Below are 18,128 nucleotides of genomic sequence, written 5' to 3'. Positions count from 1 at the left end.
CATTAACCCATTCGCTACACGCCGTCGAGCCCGCACTCGGCCCAGATGAGCTTTCCCTCCGGGGTGTAGCGCGTGCCCCAGCTCTGTGCGAGCTGCGCGACGAGGAACAGACCCCGTCCGCCCTCGTCGGTGGAGGCCGCCCGGCGCAGGTGCGGAGCGGTGTTGCTGGTGTCGGAGACCTCGCAGATCAGGGTGCGGTCGTGCACCAGCCGCACCCGGATGGGGCCGGCACCGTGGCGGATGGCGTTGGTGACCAGCTCGCTGAGTATCAGTTCCGCGGCGAACGCGGCCTCGTCGAGTCCCCAGTCGGCCAGTTGTCGCAGGGCGGACGCGCGGACCTCGCTGACGAGGGCCGGGTCTGCGGGCAGGTCCCAGGTGGCGATCAGACCGGGGTCCATGGCGTGGGTGCGGGCGACGAGCAGGGCGATGTCGTCGCACGGGTGGGCGGGCGCCACGGTGTCCAGGACCACCTGGCAGGTCTCCTCGGGTGTGCGCTCCGGCTGGGCCAGGGCCACACGCAGCTGGTCGAGGACCACGTCGACGTCGCGGTGCCGGTCCTCGATGAGTCCGTCGGTGTAGAGGACCAGCTGGCTGCCCTCCGGGAGGTCGACCTCGACGGCGTCGAAGGGCAGCCCGCCGAGGCCGAGCGGGGGTCCGGCCGGCAGGTCGGGATAGGACACGCCCCCGTCGGGGTGGACCAGCGCGGGCGGAGGGTGGCCGGCGCGGGCCATGACGCACTGCTGGGAGGTCGGGTCGTAGATGGCGTACAGGCAGGTCGCGCCGATGATGCCGGCCCCCTCGCCGTCGGGGTCCTCCCGGTCCAGGCGCCCCACGAGGTTGTCCAGGTGGATGAGGACCTCGTCCGGCGGGAAGTCGAGTTCGGCGAAGCTGCGCGCGGCGGTGCGCAGCCGGCCCATGGTGGCGGCGGAGAGCATGCCGTGGCCGACGACGTCGCCGACGAGGAGGCCGACGCGGCTGCCGGAGAGGGGGATGACGTCGTACCAGTCTCCGCCCACGTCGGATTCGGCGGGCAGGTAGCGATGGGCGACCTCGACGGCGTGCTGGTCGGGCAGACCGTGCGGGAGCAGTCTGCGCTGCAGGGCCAGGACCATGCTGCGCTCGTGCGTGTAGCGGCGCGCGTTGTCGATCGAGAGGGCGGCGCGGGTGGTGAGTTCCTGGGCCAGCGAGCAGTCGTCGTCCCCGTAGGGGGCGGGATCCTCCGCGCGGTAGAAGCTGGCGATGCCCAGCACCACACCGCGCGCGACCAGGGGTACCGCGATGAGGGAGTGGACGTGGGTCAGCAACCGTTCGGTGTGCTCGGGGTCCTGCGCGAGCCAGCCCGCGGCAGCCTGCAGGTCCGGTTCGAGCACCGCCTCTCCACTGGTCAGACAGCGCAGCTGGGGCACGGTCGGGCCGAACTCGATCCGCTTGCCGACCGGGGTGAAGGGGAGGTCGTCGCGGATGCCGTGCACCACCGTGCGGCGCAGGTCGCCGAGGGGGTTGGCCGACTCCTCGCCGCGCAGCACGGCCTCGGGCAGGTCGATGGTGACGAAGTCGGCCAATCGGGGGACCGCCGTCTCGGCGAGTTCCTCGGCGGTGCGGCGCACGTCCAGGGTGGTGCCCATGCGGGCGCTGGCCTCGGACAGCAGCTCCAGTCGGCGTCGCGCCGCCAGGGCGTACGTCCCGACGTGCGGCTCCCCCACCAGCAGGAGCCCTCGGGTCGAGGGCGGCGGTTCGGGGTGGGCGTTCGTCGCACCGTCGGCACCGTCGGCACCGTCGGCGCCGTCGGCGGTGACCTTGCCGTCCGTGCCGAGCCTGCCGGGTACGGCGTCGGCCAGGTGTCCGGACGGCGTGGTGACGGAGAGGCGGGCGAGCGGCGGAAGGGTGGCCACGAGGGCAGGCGCCGCGGGCAACCCCGCAGGCTCGGGGAACGCCGAGGGCTCGTCCCCCTGGCGTGGGATGACGAAGGTCTCGGCCGGTGGGCGGCCGGGGAGGACGGCCTCGACGGCCATGCCTTCCACGCCGGAGGCGCTCGTCATCGGACGGCTGACGAGGGTGACGCGCCGTCCGTCGGGCAGGGACACGTCGACGGCGGCGCGTTGCGCGCGGGAGATCAGCTCGGTGGCCTTCTCCATGAGGATCTCCCGGTCACGGGGGCACAGCTCCAGGGCCAGTTCGTCCACCGCGACGCCGCGGTGGAGGTTGACGGCGGCTTCGGCTCCGGTGGCCAGGTACGCCCGCAGCAGCGCGCGCTCACGCGCGGAACTCTGCCCCAGCAGCCGCCGCTCCACGGCCGCGGCCGCCTTGCGGATCACTGCGGGCAGCGCCGGGGCCTCGGCGCTGCGGGGATAGCCGAAGCACAGGACGCCCTCGATACGCCCGCTGAGCGGGTCGCGGACGGGAAGTGCGAGGCAGGCGCTGCCCTGGGAGCGCTCGGCGAAGTGCTCGGCGCCGTAGACCCGGGTGAGCTGCCGTTCCGCCAGGGCGAGACCGATGCCGTTGGTGCCGGCGACCTGCTCGGCGAACACGAATCCCGGGTCCCGCTGGATCGCCGGGAGGCTTCTGGCCAGCGATGCCTCTCCGAAACGGCGCAGGAGGACCGTCCCGCTCGCATCGGCGACGCAGATGTTGATCTCGCTGCCGGAGTACCTGGCCTGCAGCCGGTCGAGCACGGGTACGGCCGCGCGGACGATCCGCCCGCCCGGATCGAAGTCCTCCCGGAAGGGAAGCTCGGCCTGGTCCGGGGAGAGGCCCAGGGTCCGGCAGCGCCGCCAGGAGTTCAGGATCGATGTCCGCACCCCCGCTTCGACCGGCTCGCCCTGCAGAAAACGCTCGCGAAAACGGGCGGGGCCCGTGCCGCCTGTCGCACGCCCCGTCGGTATCGGATCCCCGCCGGACCGAACCACGTTTCGCCTCACTCGCCCCCGCCGATAATCCGTTTTTCGGAAAAAATCTGGCATTGACGAGGATACGGGCATTACAGGCACGAGTCACGGTTCGTAGACCGCACCCACGGTGACCGGCCGCGCCGGTCCTCACAGCACCGCGATCGGACTGACGGGCGAGCCCGTTCCCCCCGGAACGTTCAGCGGAGTCACGACGAGCAGGAATTCGTACCGCCCGGTCTCGGCGGTGGCGGCGGAGAGGGCTTCGAGGTCGAGGTTGTCCAGCAGCGGCACCCCCATCGCGGCGACGGCCAGGGCGTGGACCGGGGAGTGCACGCCCTCGACGGGCGAGGGCCGTACGTCACTGTCACCGTCGCCTCCGAGCAGCGCGACGCCCCGCTCGGCCAGCAGCGGCACGGCGTCCACATGGAAGCCCGCGCTCCCCGTGTCGGGGTCCCAGGCACCGAGTTCCTCGCGGCGGCGGACGTGCCCGGAGCGCAGCAGCACCGCGTCGCCCTCGCCGATGGTCACCCCGAGTGCCTTCTCCGCGGCGACGACGTCCTCCGCGTGCACCGCCTGTCCGGGCTCCAGCCAGCGGATCCCGAGGACGGCGGGGAGGTCGAGGAGCACGCCCGTCGTTACCAGGGGGCCGAGCGCCGAGACCGTACCGAAGCGGGCGCCCGCGGCGTCCACGACCTCGTGTGCCGTCCGGCCGTCGTAGAGCTGCCCCCGATAGGCGATGTGGGACAGCGCGTCGAGATGGGTGACGCCCTTGCCGTGGTAGTCGACGGCGATGAAGTCCTTGTGGGTGGAGGGTTCCGGGCTCTCCACGTCACCGAGATCGGTCATGTGGTGCAGGGCGGGCCTGCGGTTGTCGGGTCCGGGCCGGGTGTTCCAGGGCAGCGCCATCGGGACGACCCTCCCCGACCGCACCCTGGCCGTGGCCCGCCGCACATGGTCCGCGGTCACACGGTTCCAGGCACCGCGGTCGGCCGGGGCCCAGCGCCCCCAGGTGCGGACCGCCTCGAAGAGCGCGTCGAAGTCCCGGCGCGAGACCGCGGGACCGTTGCGCTCACTCGTTCCGCTCACGCGTCCCATCTTCGTGCGGGGACGCCGGCTCCCGCATCCGCCGGCCGACGAACACCCTGCGGACTCGCCGGTGTGGTGATTGCTTACGAAACCGGTGATCGACAGCATGGGCCCGTGATTCTGGTCCCGGGCTGGGTGTGGCGAGGGAGCCCGTTGCGCAGGGCGTTGGGCGCCGGCCTTCCCGCCGGCGTGTTCTTCGCCGCCTTCGTGGTCGTCGAGTCCGGCTCCTGGGTGGGCGCCGCCGTCGTCTTCGTGGTGCTCTCCCTCCTGTACGGCGTCAGGGTGGCCCGCCGGATGAGCAGGCTGTGGCCCGGCGCCGCGGATCTGGAGCCGGCGGACCGGGCGCGGGTGGTACGGGCCACCCGACGGGGTGAGGCTGCCGGGGAGGCCCGGCTGGCGCCCGCGGTCGTCGAATACGCCGCCGCGCTGCGCGCCGCGCGGGATCAGGACCGGCTCCTGCGGTGGGTGGTCGTGCTCGCCGCCGTGGCGGCGGTGGCTCTGGCCGTCTACGACACCGTGGCCGGGTCGGCCCGGGAGGCCCTGGTGTCATGGCTGGTGGTCGCCCTGTTCGCGCTCGACCTGGCCTGGTGGCCCAGGCGGCGGGCGCGCCTGATGTCCCGGGTGGAGCGAGCGGAAGGGGCGGCCCGTGCGCTGCTGCGACAGGAGTCGCCGGGCGGGTGAGCGCCCTCGCACAGAGGCTGGGCCGGGCGCAAGCTGGACGGTGGGTGCCCGACCGGTGGGGAGAGCGGAGATGACGACGATGCCGAATCTGCCCGAGGTGGTGTCGCGCGAGGAGTGGCTCACCGCCCGCAAGGAGCTGCTGGCCGAGGAGAAGGAACTCACCCGGGCCCGCGACCGGGTCAACGCCGACCGGCGGCGGCTGCCGATGGTCCGCGTCGACAAGCCGTACACCTTCGAAGGCCCGAACGGGAAGGCCGGTCTGCTCGACCTGTTCGAGGGGCGCTCCCAGTTGGTCATGCACCACTTCATGTGGACCTACGACATCGACGCCGACGGCACCGAGCACCCCCGCGACACCGGCTGCCCCAGCTGCTCCTCCGCGGCCGACGGCATCGGCAACCCGCGGCAGCTTCACGTCCGCGACACGACGCTGGTCGCGGTGTCCCGCGCGCCGTACGAGAAGATCGCCGCGTTCCGTGCGCGCATGGGCTGGACGTTCCCCTGGTACTCCTCGGCCGGCAGCGACTTCAACCATGACTTCCACGCGACCGTCGACGAACGGGTCGCGCCGGTGCAGATCTTCCACCGCACCGAGGCCGAGCTGGCCGAGGCCGGAATGCCGTGGTCGCAGAGCATGCGCGGCGACTGGCCGGGGATCAGCGCGTTCCTGCGCGTCGGGGACGAGGTCTTCCACACCTACTCCGCCTTCGGCCGTGGCATCGAGGAGTTCCACAACGGCTACCCGTACCTCGACCTCACCGCGCTCGGCCGCCAGGAGGCATGGGAGGAGCCGCGGGGCCGCGCGGTACCCCTGGGTCTGCAGGTGGGCGGCCCCGCCATGCGCCTCCCCGACGAATACGACGCGTGATCACCGGCAGGGGCCCGCTCCCCTCCGGAGCCCGGGCGTGGCCGTCGGATGCGGCGGCGTGGGATCAGAAGGCCGTGTGGGTGAACCAGACGTCGAGCACGGCGGCCTCGCCCGAGACGTCGAAGGCGGTGTCCTGGTACGACCGCCGCCCGTAGAGCAGCAGCAGGAGGTCCGCCGCCCGTCCCCGTACCGTCGCCCGCGTCTCGGCGGGGGCGGCGTCGGTGGCCGTCGGCGGGAGCAGGCGGAATCCGTCCTGGTCGAGCCGCACCCGCCACTCCTCCACGGTCTCGCCGGTGGGGTCGGTGCACTGGAAGCCGATGGTCTCGCCGTCGCCGCGCAGTTTCGACACGCCTGGGGCGAAGAGCCCCGCGTAGGGCAGGTTGACGAGGAACTCGTCCACCCCGTCGGCCGCCAGGACCGGGTCGATGTCCGACTCCCGGCCGACGGCGCGCTCCGCGTCCGTCCGGTGCACCAGCGTCTCGAACAGCATCCGCCGGACCCAGAACCGCGCGTGCTGGTCCTCGGCCCAGGCCCACATCCCCGCCTCGGGATCCGTGGCCCGCAGCACGGCGGCCACCTGGGGCACGCCCGCCGCCACCCAGCCGGCGTACTCCCCCGGAGACTCCGGCAGCCCCAGCTCCACGTCACGGCTGCGCGGAGGCTCCTGCACCAGCCGGGTCAGCAGCGCGCAGAACCAGCGCTGCAGCGATCCCACGTGCCGGGTGAGCTCGGCCAGCGTCCAGTCGGGGCAGGAGGGTACGCCGGTCGCGGGGTCCGCGCCCTCGACCACCTCGACGTAGCGCAGGGTCTCCCGCTCGATCGCCTGCCGGTAGATGTCGTAGGGCAGGGGGTGCCCCGTCCGCCTCGCCGTCGCCATCTGATGCCGCCTTTCACCGCGCGGAGTTCCGTCGCGACGAGTGTGGACGCTGGAGTCCACTCGAAGGCAAATCCGCGCCGGCGTTCGGTGGGCCGGACATCGTTCGAAAAACCTTGACGCTGCGCCACACCCCGATCGAGACTCTCGCAACACGACGTCACACAGCCGAAACGACAGGGCGCCCACGGCCGGGGCCCCCGTCGCCGGACCGCTTCCGCGCGCCTTCTTCCCTTCCCGTCAGCCATGCCTCAGCAGGGGAACTCGTCATGCCGTACACCGCACGTCCGCGCAGCCGCGCGAGACACCGGGCGGGCCGGATCGCCGCCCTGGCCGCCGCGTCGCTGTTCCATCACCAAGGTGACTTGGTCGGCGGAGTCGAAGCTGACCGCGGGCTCGCGGCTCACCCCGGGCGAGTGGAAGCACGTCACCGTCACCCTCGACGGCGGCTCCGGCACGGCGGTCCTCTACGTGGACGGCACCGAGGTCGCCCGCACGACCGGCATCACCATCAAGCCGTCCGACCTGTACGACGGGGCCAAGGACTTCAGCGGTTACATCGGCCGGTCCCTCTACTCCGCCGACCCGTACTTCGGCGGCGAGGTCGACGACTTCCGGATCTACGACCGGGCCCTGTCGGCCGCCGAGGTCCTGGAGCTCAGCGGCAACACCACGGGCGTCGCGAAGGCGACCCACCCGGCGCTGAAGGTCGACGCCCTCGTCGACGACGCCCACAGCCGGATCACCCTGCCGCTGACCGAGGGCACCGATCTCACCGCCCTGGCACCGGAGTTCACCCTCGCCCACGGCGCGGCGATCAGCCCGGCCTCCGGCAGCGTCCGCGACTTCACCGAGCCCGTACGGTACGAGGTCACCGGATCGGACGGGAAGAAGCGCACCTGGACGGTGTCGGCGCTCGTCATGAGGAGCCCCGTCCTGTCGGGGCTCAACGCCGACCCGAACATCGTGCGGTTCGGCGACACCTTCTGCATGTACCCGACCACCGACGGCTTCGAGGGCTGGAGCGGCACGCGGTTCAAGGCGTACTCCTCCACCGACCTGGTCCACTGGAAGGACCACGGCGTCATCCTCGACCTCGGGCCGGACGTCTCCTGGGCGGACAGCAGGGCCTGGGCGCCGACGATCGCCGAGAAGGACGGGAAGTACTACTTCTACTTCTGTGCCGACGCGAACATCGGCGTCGCCGTCTCCGACTCGCCGACCGGCCCGTTCACGGACGCCCTGGGCAAGCCGCTGCTCAAGGCGGGCCAGTACAGCGGCCAGATGATCGACCCGGCCGTCTTCACCGACGACGACGGGCAGTCGTACCTCTACGGGGGCAACGGCCACGCCCATGTGGTCCCGCTGAACGACGACATGGTCTCCTTCGACGCGTCGAAGGTCACCGACATCACTCCGGGCGGCTACAACGAGGGCTCCTTCGTCATCAAGCGCGAGAACACCTACTACCTCATGTGGTCGGAGAACGACACCCGGGACGAGGACTACCGGGTCGCCTACGCCACCGGCCCCTCCCCCACCGGTCCCTGGACCAAGCACGGAGTGATCCTGGAGAAGGACCTCTCCCTCGGCATCAGGGGCACCGGCCACCACTCGGTGGTCCACGCGTCCGGGCGGGCTCAGCGGGGCCGCAGCTCCCCCGAGCCGCGCGGGATCAGCCGGGTGGGAATCTCCGTGGAGCGCGCCCGGGAGCGGTCGCCGTCCAGACGGGCCAGCGCGATCGTCGCGGCCGTGGCGCCCATGGCCGCCGGGTCCTGGGCGACCACGGTGAGGGCGGGCTCGAGAACCTCGGCGAGGGGGATGTCGTCGAAACCGACGAGTGCGACATCCTTGCGGCCGGTCCGGGCGAGGCCCATCACGACCCCCATCGACGCGAAGTTGTTCGCCGCGAACAGTGCGGTCGGCGGGTCCGCCAGGTGCAGCAGGCGTTCGGTGGCGTCGGCCGCCGACTGCACGTCGTGACCGCCCACGACCAGCGCCTTGTCGTAGGGAAGTCCGGCTTCCGCGAGGGCGTCCCGGTAGCCGCGCAGACGCATCCGCCGGGTGTAGAGGGCGGTGGGGCTGTCTCCGACGAAACCGATCCGGCGGTGGCCGTGCAGGATCAGGTGCGCGGTGCCCTCGCGGCCTCCGCGCCGGTTGGGGCTGAGCACACTGTCCGCGGCCAGGCCGGTGCCGGGGCGGTCCAGGAAGACCACCGGCAGCCCCGCGGAGCGATCCGCCTTGAGGTACGCGTGATCCGCTTTCACGGTCGGCGCCACCAGCAGGGCGCTGACCCGGCGGTCCAGGAAGGTCCCGACCAGGGTGCGTTCCCGCTCGGCGTCCTGGGCGGAGGACCCGACCAGCAGGGTGAGGCCCCTGCCGTGGGTCACCGACTCGATGCCGCTCGCCACCGTGGCGAAGAACGGGTTGCTCATGTCCGGCACGATCAGCCCGATGGCGGTGTCACTCCTGCCGAGGCGCATATGACGTGCCATCAGGTTGGGCCGGAAGCCGAGCCGCTGGACGGCCTCCATCACCCGCTCCCGGGTCTCGGCGGCGACCGGCCCGTCACCGTTGAGCACCCGGGACACCGTCTTGGCGCTGACTCCGACCTGCTGCGCCACATCGCTGAGCGTTGGCCGACGGGCCACAGACATGGTCACATCCCCTTCGAAACGATGATGGCGTGAATGAATCTTGCCATCCACACCGTTCGCGCCGCCGTCAGCCCTCGGGGCTCCTTGACACGAGCGCGGCGGTCGGCTCGTAACAGAACGGAACATGTCGGCGAATCGGGATGATGTGGGCGAAAAGTGGTCCGGTGTGTCGACCAGGTGTACAACTCGGCCGAAAGGGCCGTCAGTTGTGATGCATCATGTCCCTCGACAGCACTCCGAGCTGAACGAAACGGACGGACATGGCTGCGTGGTCCACCCGGGCGGCCTGCCCAGACGACCTGCCCCAGCTGCGCTCTCTGCTGACCGAGGCGTGCGACACGGCGGTCGTTCCCCCGTCCGCGCTCCTCGCCGACGCCGTTGAGCACGACCTGGTCCGAGTGGCCGAATCCGATGGCGAATTGGTGGGTTGCGTCGCCGCGGAAATGCCGTCCCCGGGTCATGCGCGTCTTTCGGTGATCGCGGTCCGGGCCGGAATGCGCCGACAGGGCGTTGCCGCCCGGCTCCTCGCTGAGACGGTGCGGGAACTGCCACAAAGGTCGAGCGAACCGCCTCTGATATCCGCCGTGGCGAGCACGGGGGAACTGGCCGTGACCCGCCTCCTGCTGGCGTGCGGATTCATAGGAACCCGGGTCATGCACGTCAGCGACTGGGAAGACGGTCTCCATATCCACTATCAGTACAAGGCGCGCGTCGAATACCTGGATCCGGACGCCCGGCATCTCGTGCACGCCCATGCGCGGGAGCAGCTCAAGGAGTCCCTGGCGCCCTCCGACCACGCGCTGACGGCACTGGTGACGCTCGGCGGTGAGCCCGCGTTCGAGATCGCCCGATTCGATCAGGACGACCCCGCGACCCTCCAGTCCGGGGAAGCCGCGGCCGGCATCGCCTTCTCCGGTTCCATACTCGCCGCGATCACTTTCCTGCTGGGTTTCGCCTTCTCGTCGACCCGTTTCCCGGACGACGTGCGCCTGCTCCTCATCGGCGCGACGTTCAGCACCGTGCTCTCCCTGATCGTCTACGCGAGCGCCTCCGGAGAACTGGCCCGGATCCGCTCGAACTCGTTCGGCGAGATCATGAAATGGGGGAACGTGCTGTCCGAGTACGGTGGCGTGTTCCCCTTTCTGATCTCGCTTCCCGTGACTTACGCGCAGGCCAGCGGCGATCCGTGGTCGACCATGGTGCTGGCCGTCGTACTCGGTGCCGCGATCGCCTGCTACGAGCGCTCCGCATTCTCGATCGCCTACCGGTTCCGGCGATCCGGGCCCGAGATCGTGCTGATGGCGCTCACGGCGGTCTCGCCCGCGGTGGGCGCGGCGCTGGTGGCGGCGGATGTCACCAGCTGGCCCTGGACCACCGTGATCACCGCCACGCTCGCCGCCCGGACCTGGCTGTATCTCTATCGCCGAGGCGCGGAGGCCGATATCGCGGAGCGCCGGCAGTGGCAGATCAGGGAGTAGGTCCCACCGCCGCACGGACCCGCTCCGCGATCTCCCGGGCGCACCCCCAGGACAGCGTCAGTCCGGCTCCGCCGTGACCGTAGTTGTGCAGCAGCAGCGAGCCCTCATACCGCTCTTGAACGAGCCGGACCCGCTCCCGTACGGGTCGCAGCCCCACCCGCTGCCCGAGCACCCGTGCTTCCGCGACGGCGGGTTCGACGGCGGCGCAGCGGCGGACGATCTCCCGGGCCGCGGCCCGGTCGGGCCGGAGGTCCCACCTTCCCCGGTCCGCCGTTCCGCCGAGGACCAGCACGTCGCGGTGGGGGTAGATGTAGGTGAGCACCTCGGCCCCGGGGGTGTCGTCGCAGAAGAAGGACTCGATCCCGGGGTTCTCCACCACGACGAGCTGGCCGCGCACCGCCTCGACCGCGGGGTCGTCCGCCAGGAACCGGGCTCCGGCACCCGAGCAGTTGACGACCACCGGCGCCTCGCGCATCGCCTCTTCGAGGGTCCGGTAGCGGTGCCGGCGCATGGATCCGCCGGCCTGGGTGAGCCGCCGGACGAGGTAGTGGAGGTATCGGGGCATGTCGACGACGGGTGCGCGGTAGCGCCACCCCGCCACGAAACCGTCCCGGAGGTCGATCGGGGCGCACATCCGCGCGTCCACCAGACCACCCCACGCCGGCATGTCGCAGGGAATCCTGGACTGCTGAACGCCTTCCACCAGCCGGATTCCCGTGTCCGCCACGGTACTCAGCGCGGTCAGCACCGGCAGGGTCTCCCGGCTCCATCGCTCGACCTGGTTCCTGGGCTCTGCCAGATACGGATCCCACATCGCGCCCGCGGCGGCCGAGGTCGTCGCACCGGGGGGCTGATCGGCGTCCACCCGGACGTCCATTCCCGATTCCGCCAGGCACACCGCCGTGGTGAGCCCTGCGACACCGGCACCGATCACCACCGCACTGGCAGCCACTGCTCGCCTCCGTCGTCCGACACGTTTGAGCGACCGGGCCGGCAACGTTGTCACCCGGGCTTCGAGACTATCCTCCGGCGCGAAAAGGCGAGTAGAGGAGTTTCCGTGACGAGCGTGTGCGGGTCTCCTCCAACGCTTGCGGCGGTATCCGCCCTGCAGTAACTACGTGGATCATGAACCTGTTCAACCGCGGTGCGTCCCTGCGCCGCTCGGCGCCCCCACCTCTCGCCAACTCCCGGTCCACACCATGGATTTCCCCGGCACCGGTCTGCCGGATCCCGCCCTGGCGGCGCTGACCGGAGAGTGGGCGATCGACCCGGCGCACAGCCGGATCGGTTTTTCCGTGCGGCATGCCATGGTGACCACGGTGCGCGGCGCCTTCACGGAGTTCGAGAGCCGCCTCTACTTCGACGGTCGCGATCCCGCTCGCTCGCGGGCCGAGATCTCGCTGTCCACCGCGAGTGTCGACACCGGGGTGGAACAACGCGACGCCCACCTGGTCGGCCGTGACTTCCTGGACGCCGTGACATATCCGCGTATGCGATTCGCCAGCACCGCCGTGCAACTCGCGGGCGCCGACGTCTACCGCATGACCGGCGACCTCACCATCAAGGACACCACCCGTCCCGTCGTCCTGGAGCTCACCTACATAGGACGCGTGACCGATCCGTTCGGCTACGAGCGGGTCGGCTTCGACGGCACGACCACCATCAACCGTTCCGAGTGGGGCCTGACGTACAACGCCAGACTGGCCGAGGGCGGCGCCATGGTGAGCGAGAAGGTGCGCCTGCAGTTCGACATCGCCGCCATCCGCACCTCTCCGGTGGACTGAGCCGGAGACACCGACTGTCGCTTGTCGGATTCTGACCATTGCCCGTCGTAATCCCGTCCCGTTCCGTGCGGCTCGTCCTCCTACGTTGGGGGTGAAGCCGAAAGGAACTCGACAGATGACCGTTCAGAACGACTTGCCCCCGGCCGACACGGTGCGTACCTGGCTCGACGAGGCCGACCGGGTGCTGGTCGCGGCCGGTGCGGGGCTGAGCGCGGCGGCCGGGTACGACTACGGTGACGTCGAGCGGTTCAGGGAGCTGTTCCCGGCGCTGCACCGGCTCGGACTGCGCTCCCGGTACCTGCTGGGCGTGCCGCTGCCCGCCGACATGATGTGGGGCTACTGGGCCGTCCATATCGACGACATCCGTTTCGGATCCCGGCCGAACCCCCTCTACCGGCGGCTGCGCGCCCTGGTCGGGGACCGCGACCACTGGGTGACGACGTCGAACGTCGACGCGCTGTTCGCCCGCAACGGCTTCGGGCCGGGCCGGATCTTCACGCCCCAGGGCGACTACGGACGTCTGCAGTGCACCGTGCCGTGCGTGCGGGAGACCTGGGCCGCCAAGCCGTTCCTCGAGCGGATCCTCGCCGCGTACGACCCTGGCACGGGACGGGTGACCGACCCGGCCGCCCTGCCCGTCTGCCCCCACTGCGGTGCGGACGTCTTCCCCAACGTACGGGTGGGACCCGAGTTCGTCGACAGCGCCTATATGTCCGCCGGGGACCGGCTGGTGCGGTGGCTCGGCGAGGCGCCCGGCGGTGCCCGTCTGCTCGTCCTGGAGTTCGGCGCCGGTTTCAACACTCCGGGCGTGGTCCGCCTGCCCATGGAGAACATCGTCCGCCACACGCCTGGAGCACGCCTGGTGCGGGTGAATCCCGGCCACCCGGAAGTCCCCGCCGACCTCGGAGCCCGTGCCCTGTCCGTGCCGTTCGGGGGCGGACGTGCTCCTGGACGCACTCACTCGACCCGACCGGAAGGGATGTCAGCCATGACCGATCAGCCTGAACCGACGGTGGTGGTCACCGGGGCCACGGGACAACTCGGCGGGCGCGTCGCCCGCCGCCTGGCCGAGCGGGGCCTGGCGCAGAGGCTGCTGGTGCGCAGCCCCGAGCGGGCGCCCCGACTGCCCGGCGCCACACCGGTCCGCGGCGGCTACGGCGACCGCGAGGCCGTCCTGCGCGGCCTGAGCGGCGCGGAGACCGTGTTGATGGTGTCCGCCTCCGAGAGCGCCGACCGGCTCCGCGAGCACCGGACGTTCGTGGACGCCGCCGCCGAGGCCGGGGTACGGCACCTGGTGTACGTGTCCTTCTTCGGTGCGGCACCCGACGCCACGTTCACTCTGGCCCGCGACCACTTCCACACCGAGGAGCACATCCGCACCGCCGGTCTGGCGTACACCTTCCTGCGCGACAACCTGTACGCGGAGTTCGTCCCCGGCCTGGTCGGTGAGGACGGCGTCATCCGTGGTCCGGCCGGGCGGGGGCGGGCCGCGTTCGTCTCCCAGGACGACATCGCCGACGCCGCCGCCGCGGTCCTGACCCGGCCCGCCGAACACGCCGGCAGCACCTACGACCTGACCGGTCCCGAGTCCCTGACGCTGGACGACGCGGCGGCGATCCTTTCCGAGCGGCTCGGCCGCACCGTCACCTACCGGCCTCAGACGGTCGAGGAGGCGTACGCCTCCCGCGCCTCCTACGGTGCCCCGCAGTGGCAGCTCGACGCCTGGGTGTCCACCTACACGGCCATCGCGGCCGGCCGGCTCGACGGCGTCAGCGACGCCGTGCCCCGCCTCACCGGCCACCCCGCCACGCCCCTCGCCGACGTCATCCGCGCCGACCGGGGCCTTTCATGACCGTTTCGCGCGCGCGGTACGACGGCTTCGCCGAACAGGCGGCCGCCCAGCCCTCAGCTCTGCCCCCGGCTCTGCCGCCGGCCGCCTACCGCGCCGCGATCGCCCTGGACGAACCCTTCCGGCCGTCGGCGCCCCCCGCCCCGGCCGACCGGCTGGACACGCACGTGCGCTCGGCCCTGGGACTGCTCGGCACCGACCCCGCCGTGGAGCGGCTCGGCCTGCGAGCGGAGTCACTGCGGGCTGCCGCGGACGCCGACGCGACGACGGCCCGCCGGGTGCTGCGCGCCCTGCTGACCGTCCGCGCTCCCGGCCCGCTGCCCGACGGCGCCGCCGCCGCGGTGGACACCGTCCTCGGTGCGGAACGCCGACTGCGGTCAGCCGTTCCGGCACGCCGACTGCCCACGATTGCCGAGGAGTTCCCCGACACCGCCTTCCCGGCGGCACGTCATACGGCGTTGTGGCGCGGGGACATCACCACACTCGCTGCGGACGCCGTCGTCAACGCCGCCAACAGCGCCCTGCTCGGCTGCTTCCGCCCCCTGCACCCCTGCATCGACAATGCCATCCACCACGCCGCCGGGCCCCGTCTGCGGGACGACTGCCACACCGTCATCACGCTGCAGGGTGCCGCCGAGCCGACCGGTACCGCCAAGATCACCCGGGGCTACCATCTACCGGCCCGCTACGTCCTGCACACCGTCGGCCCCGTCGTCCACGGCCGTCCCGACCACGGTGACGCCAAGGCCCTGGCCTCCTCCTACCGGGCCTGCCTGGACCTCGCCGCCGAAGTGCGGACGATCCGCACCCTCGCCTTCTGCGCCGTGAGCACCGGCGTCTTCGGCTACCCCAAGGACGAGGCCGCCCCCGTAGCCCTGGGCACCGTCAGCGACTGGCTCGACGCCCACCCCGGCCGGTTCGACCGGGTCGTGTTCACCGTGTTCGGGGCCGATGACGAGACGGCCTACCGGCGCGCTCTCGGCGAGCGAGCCTGAGCCGAAGAGGCGGCCTCCCCGTCGCGCCCGCGCACCTCGTTGCGGAAGTCGATCGGGGACCGGCCGGCCCGGTGCGTGAAGTACTTGTTGAACTGCGAGGGATTGGCGAAGCCGAGCTGCTCCGAGATCTGGGCCGCGGTCCGGTCGCTGTGCGCCAGCAGGCGCTTGGCCTCCAGGACGACCCGCCGGTCGACGAACTCCTTGGCGCCGAGCCCGGCGGTGGTCAGCGTGGCCCGGGCGAGCGTGCGTGTGGAGTAGCCGAGCATCTGGGCGTAGTCCTCCACTCGCCGGGTGCGGGTGAAGTTCCGTTCGACCACGTCACGGAAGCGTGTGTACGTCTCGTCCGGCTCCGGTGCGGGGCTGCCGGCCGGGACCGTGAGGTGGGCCAGGCGCAGCACCAGGACCGCCAAGAGGTGGCGCAGGGCCGCCAGGTGCACCTCCAGAGGCAGGTGACCGAGCGCGTGGAACTCGCGGCTGAGGTGCTCCGCGGCCAGGTTCAAGGCTTCGGCGTCGTCGCCGACGGGGGTGCTGACGACGGGCGCGTACGGGTCGTCGACGCGGGCCGCCGTCGCGGTGGCCGGATCGAGGGCGTCCTGCTGGAACAGGATCAGCTTGCCCTCGGCCTCGGTGAGATCGCCCCACTGCTGCACCTGACCCGGCCGGACCCACGTCCAGGAGCCCGGCCGGAGGGCATGGGCGGTGAAGTCCACGGTGTGCCGCAGGTCGCCCGCCGTGAGGGTGAGCAGGTGATGGAAGTCGGGGCGCTGCGGCCGGGTGAGGGTGTGTTCCGGTACGCGTCCGCGCAGATCGGCCAGCGACATGACCTCCACGCCGGCGGGCGTACCCGCCGGTGCGGCGAAGGGGACCTCGGGGATCCCCTCAGAGAGGCCGTGTCGGGTTCTGGCCGTCATCAGTCGCGAGTGTATGCGGCTGACCCGATACCCGTCTTCCCTCACCCGGCCGGGGCCTTGCCCATCAGGGCCGTCCAGTCGCCGGCACGGTAGTCCCGTATCCAGGCGTCGATCTCGTGGGCCGACATCTTGTACTTCTCGGCGGCCTGGGCACTGGTCGTGGGCCCGTGCAGCACCACCAGTACGACCCGGACCTTGTCCGCCAGCGTGAGCTTCTCCTTCGGTTTGTCCGGCAGGTCCTCGAACCGGGTACAGCCCTGGGTGCCGGGCTTGCCGGGCTCCCCCGGCTGACCTGGGCCACCGTCCTGACCGCTGTCGCCGCCCTTGCCGCCGTCGCCGCCGTTGCCGCACTCACCGCCGTCACCGCCCTTGCCACCCTGGCCGCCCTGGCCGCCGGGGAGGCCAGCAGCCCCCGCTCGGTGGCTGGAGCCTGCCGCGATGTCGTCCGGTGACTGTGCTGCCTGAGCGGCGAAGGTGATGCCGACCGCGGAAGCCAGTGCGGCTGCCACCAGTACGACGCAACGCTGCCATATACGCCTGATCATGAGTTTTCTCCTATCCGGGGGTCACGGCCCGGGCGGGATGAATCCGCCCGGGCCGTGAGTACTGACAGGCCGGAGCCGTCAGACGGCGTCGCCGCCCGCCCCTCCGTCGCCGCCTACGACACCACCGGCGCCGCCGTCACCGCCGTCACCGCCGGTCTGAGCGCCCTGGCCACCGTCGCCGCCGTCGCCGCCGACGACACCACCGGTACCGCCGTCACCACCGTCGCCACCGGTCTGACCGCCCTGGCCACCGTCGCCACCGTCGCCGCCGACGACACCACCGGTACCGCCGTCACCACCGTCACCGCCGGTCTGACCGCCCTGGCCACCGTCGCCACCGGTGCCGCCCTCGACACCACCGGTACCGCCCTGGCCACCGTCGCCGCCGGTCTTGCCGCCGTCGCCGCCCTGGCCGCCGTCGCCGCCTTCGACACCACCGGTGCCGCCCTTGCCGCCGTCGCCGCCGGTGTCGGCGCCCTTACCGCCCGGACCGCCGTCGCCGCCCTCGACACCACCGGCACCGCCGTCGCCGCCCTTACCCCCGGTCTTCGGCGGATCCTGCTTGGGATCGTCCTTCTTGGGCGGATCCTGCTTGGGATCGTCCTGCTTCGGCTCGTCCTTCTTCGGGTCGTCCTTCTTCGGCGGATCCTGCTTGGGGTCCTCCTTCTTGGGGTCCTCCTTCTTGGGCTCGTGCTTCTTGGGCTCGTGCTTCTCTACCTGGTGCTCGCCCTTCCAGTGGTCCTTGTCCTTGGTGTCCCAGTGCTTGTGGTGATCGTGGTGCTTGTCCCACCAGTGGAAGTCGTTGTGGGAGTCCCAGAAGTAGTACTTGTAGTGCTTTTCCACTACGTAGTAGCACTTGTAGTGGTCATCCCAGTAGTACTTGTAGTGGTCGTCCCAGCAGTAGTACTTCTGGTGCTTGTGGTGCTTGTGGTGCTTCTTGGACCAGCAGTACTCCTTGTGGTGCTTGCTGGGATGCCCCTGGGCCATGCCCGGCACCGACGCCTCCGGCATCGGTGCCGCGGTCGCGACTGCGGCCGGCAGAATCACACCCCCGGCGACGACCACCGCCGACGCCACCGCCGTCGCCAGCCCGAGACGGCGCTTGGGACGAGCGTCGTCCTGGCCGCGGATCATACGCATCATGATCTTTTCCTCCTGAAGTGAGAGGCACTTTCCTGTGCCCGGCGGACCTCAGATTTCGTCTCCGGAGTTTCCGGCGAGGACCGCACTTCAAGTAGGCCCGCACCACCCCCACGACCTCATGTTCCGAAGGCTCGGGACTTGACAGAGCCAGAAACAGCGCATATAGGGCGCCCGGCGCCGCTGGTGGTGCGCCGACAAGGTCGGCTCACACCCTTCGCGCTCCCTCGTAGGGGTGAGCTTCACGCAGGAGGCTTGTCGGTGGAGGTCAACGCTCTCTACCACTGAAGTACCGGCAGGCAGCCCATCCACGCCGGACACGCGACATCACCGATGTCCGGGGTCTGCCCCAGGAAGCTGTCCCAGCTCCCT

13 protein-coding genes and 2 pseudogenes are annotated in these 18,128 nt (G+C 71.3%); 7 read left to right on the top strand and 8 right to left on the bottom strand.

The genetic code is table 11. The features are described 5' to 3' along the window. Positions 1 to 14: 14 nt before the first annotated feature. Both ACZ7L0_RS19095 and ACZ7L0_RS19090 read right to left on the bottom strand, forming a co-directional pair. The gene (locus ACZ7L0_RS19095; RefSeq protein ID WP_471243642.1) at positions 15 to 2,906 is read right to left on the bottom strand and encodes a SpoIIE family protein phosphatase; all 2,892 of its coding nucleotides are present in this window, start codon (positions 2,904 to 2,906) and stop codon (positions 15 to 17) included. Between the two features lie 129 nt (positions 2,907 to 3,035). Then, on the bottom strand, positions 3,036 to 3,974 hold the full coding sequence (locus ACZ7L0_RS19090) for a cyclase family protein (protein WP_471243641.1): 939 nt from the start codon (positions 3,972 to 3,974) through the stop codon (positions 3,036 to 3,038). Positions 3,975 to 4,127: 153 nt separating this feature from the next. Between ACZ7L0_RS19090 and ACZ7L0_RS19085 the strand changes: the two genes are divergently transcribed. Further along, a complete protein-coding gene (locus tag ACZ7L0_RS19085; protein WP_471243640.1) occupies positions 4,128 to 4,655 on the top strand; it encodes a hypothetical protein in 528 nt (175 codons plus the stop codon). Positions 4,656 to 4,725: 70 nt separating this feature from the next. After that, on the top strand, positions 4,726 to 5,523 hold the full coding sequence (locus ACZ7L0_RS19080) for a DUF899 domain-containing protein (RefSeq protein WP_471243639.1): 798 nt from the start codon (positions 4,726 to 4,728) through the stop codon (positions 5,521 to 5,523). Positions 5,524 to 5,587: 64 nt separating this feature from the next. Here ACZ7L0_RS19080 and ACZ7L0_RS19075 read toward each other — a convergent pair whose 3' ends face one another. Then, complete coding sequence (locus tag ACZ7L0_RS19075; protein ID WP_471243638.1) at positions 5,588 to 6,400, bottom strand: maleylpyruvate isomerase family mycothiol-dependent enzyme; 813 nt, start codon at positions 6,398 to 6,400, stop codon at positions 5,588 to 5,590. 345 nt (positions 6,401 to 6,745) lie between these two features. On the opposite strand from ACZ7L0_RS19075, the pseudogene ACZ7L0_RS19070 reads away from it, so the two are divergent. After that, positions 6,746 to 8,023, top strand: a pseudogene (locus ACZ7L0_RS19070) (family 43 glycosylhydrolase); the annotation flags it as partial. A gap of 14 nt (positions 8,024 to 8,037) precedes the next feature. Here ACZ7L0_RS19070 and ACZ7L0_RS19065 read toward each other — a convergent pair. Further along, positions 8,038 to 9,054, bottom strand: a complete 1,017-nt coding sequence (locus tag ACZ7L0_RS19065) for a LacI family DNA-binding transcriptional regulator (RefSeq protein WP_471243637.1) — start codon at positions 9,052 to 9,054, stop codon at positions 8,038 to 8,040. A gap of 260 nt (positions 9,055 to 9,314) precedes the next feature. Here ACZ7L0_RS19065 and ACZ7L0_RS19060 point away from each other — a divergent pair, with 260 nt between their 5' ends. Continuing rightward, positions 9,315 to 10,532 carry a GNAT family N-acetyltransferase gene (locus ACZ7L0_RS19060; RefSeq protein ID WP_471243636.1) on the top strand — a complete coding sequence of 406 codons (1,218 nt, stop codon included), beginning with the start codon at positions 9,315 to 9,317 and terminating at the stop codon, positions 10,530 to 10,532. Here ACZ7L0_RS19060 and ACZ7L0_RS19055 read toward each other — a convergent pair. After that, entirely contained in the window at positions 10,522 to 11,484 is a 963-nt protein-coding gene (locus ACZ7L0_RS19055) for an FAD-dependent oxidoreductase (RefSeq protein ID WP_471243635.1), read from the bottom strand. The two genes, ACZ7L0_RS19060 and ACZ7L0_RS19055, sit on opposite strands and share 11 nt — an antisense overlap. A 173-nt stretch (positions 11,485 to 11,657) precedes the next feature. On the opposite strand from ACZ7L0_RS19055, the pseudogene ACZ7L0_RS19050 reads away from it, so the two are divergent. The 3 genes and pseudogenes from ACZ7L0_RS19050 to ACZ7L0_RS19040 all read left to right on the top strand — a co-directional run bounded on the left by ACZ7L0_RS19050 (position 11,658) and on the right by ACZ7L0_RS19040 (position 15,160). Then, positions 11,658 to 12,316 (top strand): annotated as a pseudogene (locus ACZ7L0_RS19050) (YceI family protein). Positions 12,317 to 13,295: 979 nt separating this feature from the next. Further along, a complete protein-coding gene (locus ACZ7L0_RS19045) occupies positions 13,296 to 14,168 on the top strand; it encodes an SDR family oxidoreductase (RefSeq protein WP_471243992.1) in 873 nt (290 codons plus the stop codon). Beyond that, positions 14,165 to 15,160: a macro domain-containing protein gene (locus ACZ7L0_RS19040; RefSeq protein WP_471243634.1), complete on the top strand. Its 996-nt coding sequence runs from the start codon at positions 14,165 to 14,167 to the stop codon at positions 15,158 to 15,160. Before ACZ7L0_RS19045 ends, ACZ7L0_RS19040 begins: the two co-directional genes overlap by 4 nt. Here ACZ7L0_RS19040 and ACZ7L0_RS19035 read toward each other — a convergent pair. The 3 genes from ACZ7L0_RS19035 to ACZ7L0_RS19025 form a co-directional block, all read right to left on the bottom strand. Then, positions 15,130 to 16,071 carry a helix-turn-helix domain-containing protein gene (locus ACZ7L0_RS19035; protein WP_471243633.1) on the bottom strand — a complete coding sequence of 314 codons (942 nt, stop codon included), beginning with the start codon at positions 16,069 to 16,071 and terminating at the stop codon, positions 15,130 to 15,132. The genes ACZ7L0_RS19040 and ACZ7L0_RS19035 overlap by 31 nt on opposite strands. A 41-nt stretch (positions 16,072 to 16,112) precedes the next feature. Continuing rightward, complete coding sequence (locus tag ACZ7L0_RS19030; RefSeq protein WP_471243632.1) at positions 16,113 to 16,616, bottom strand: DUF1153 domain-containing protein; 504 nt, start codon at positions 16,614 to 16,616, stop codon at positions 16,113 to 16,115. Between the two features lie 78 nt (positions 16,617 to 16,694). Continuing rightward, a complete protein-coding gene (locus ACZ7L0_RS19025; RefSeq protein WP_471243631.1) occupies positions 16,695 to 17,759 on the bottom strand; it encodes a hypothetical protein in 1,065 nt (354 codons plus the stop codon). Between the last annotated feature and the right edge of the window lie 369 nt (positions 17,760 to 18,128).

The organism is Streptomyces sp. NPDC039424, from assembly GCF_055639495.1.
Note: the sequence above shows the minus strand (reverse complement) of the source record. Positions and strands in the feature narration are given on the sequence as shown.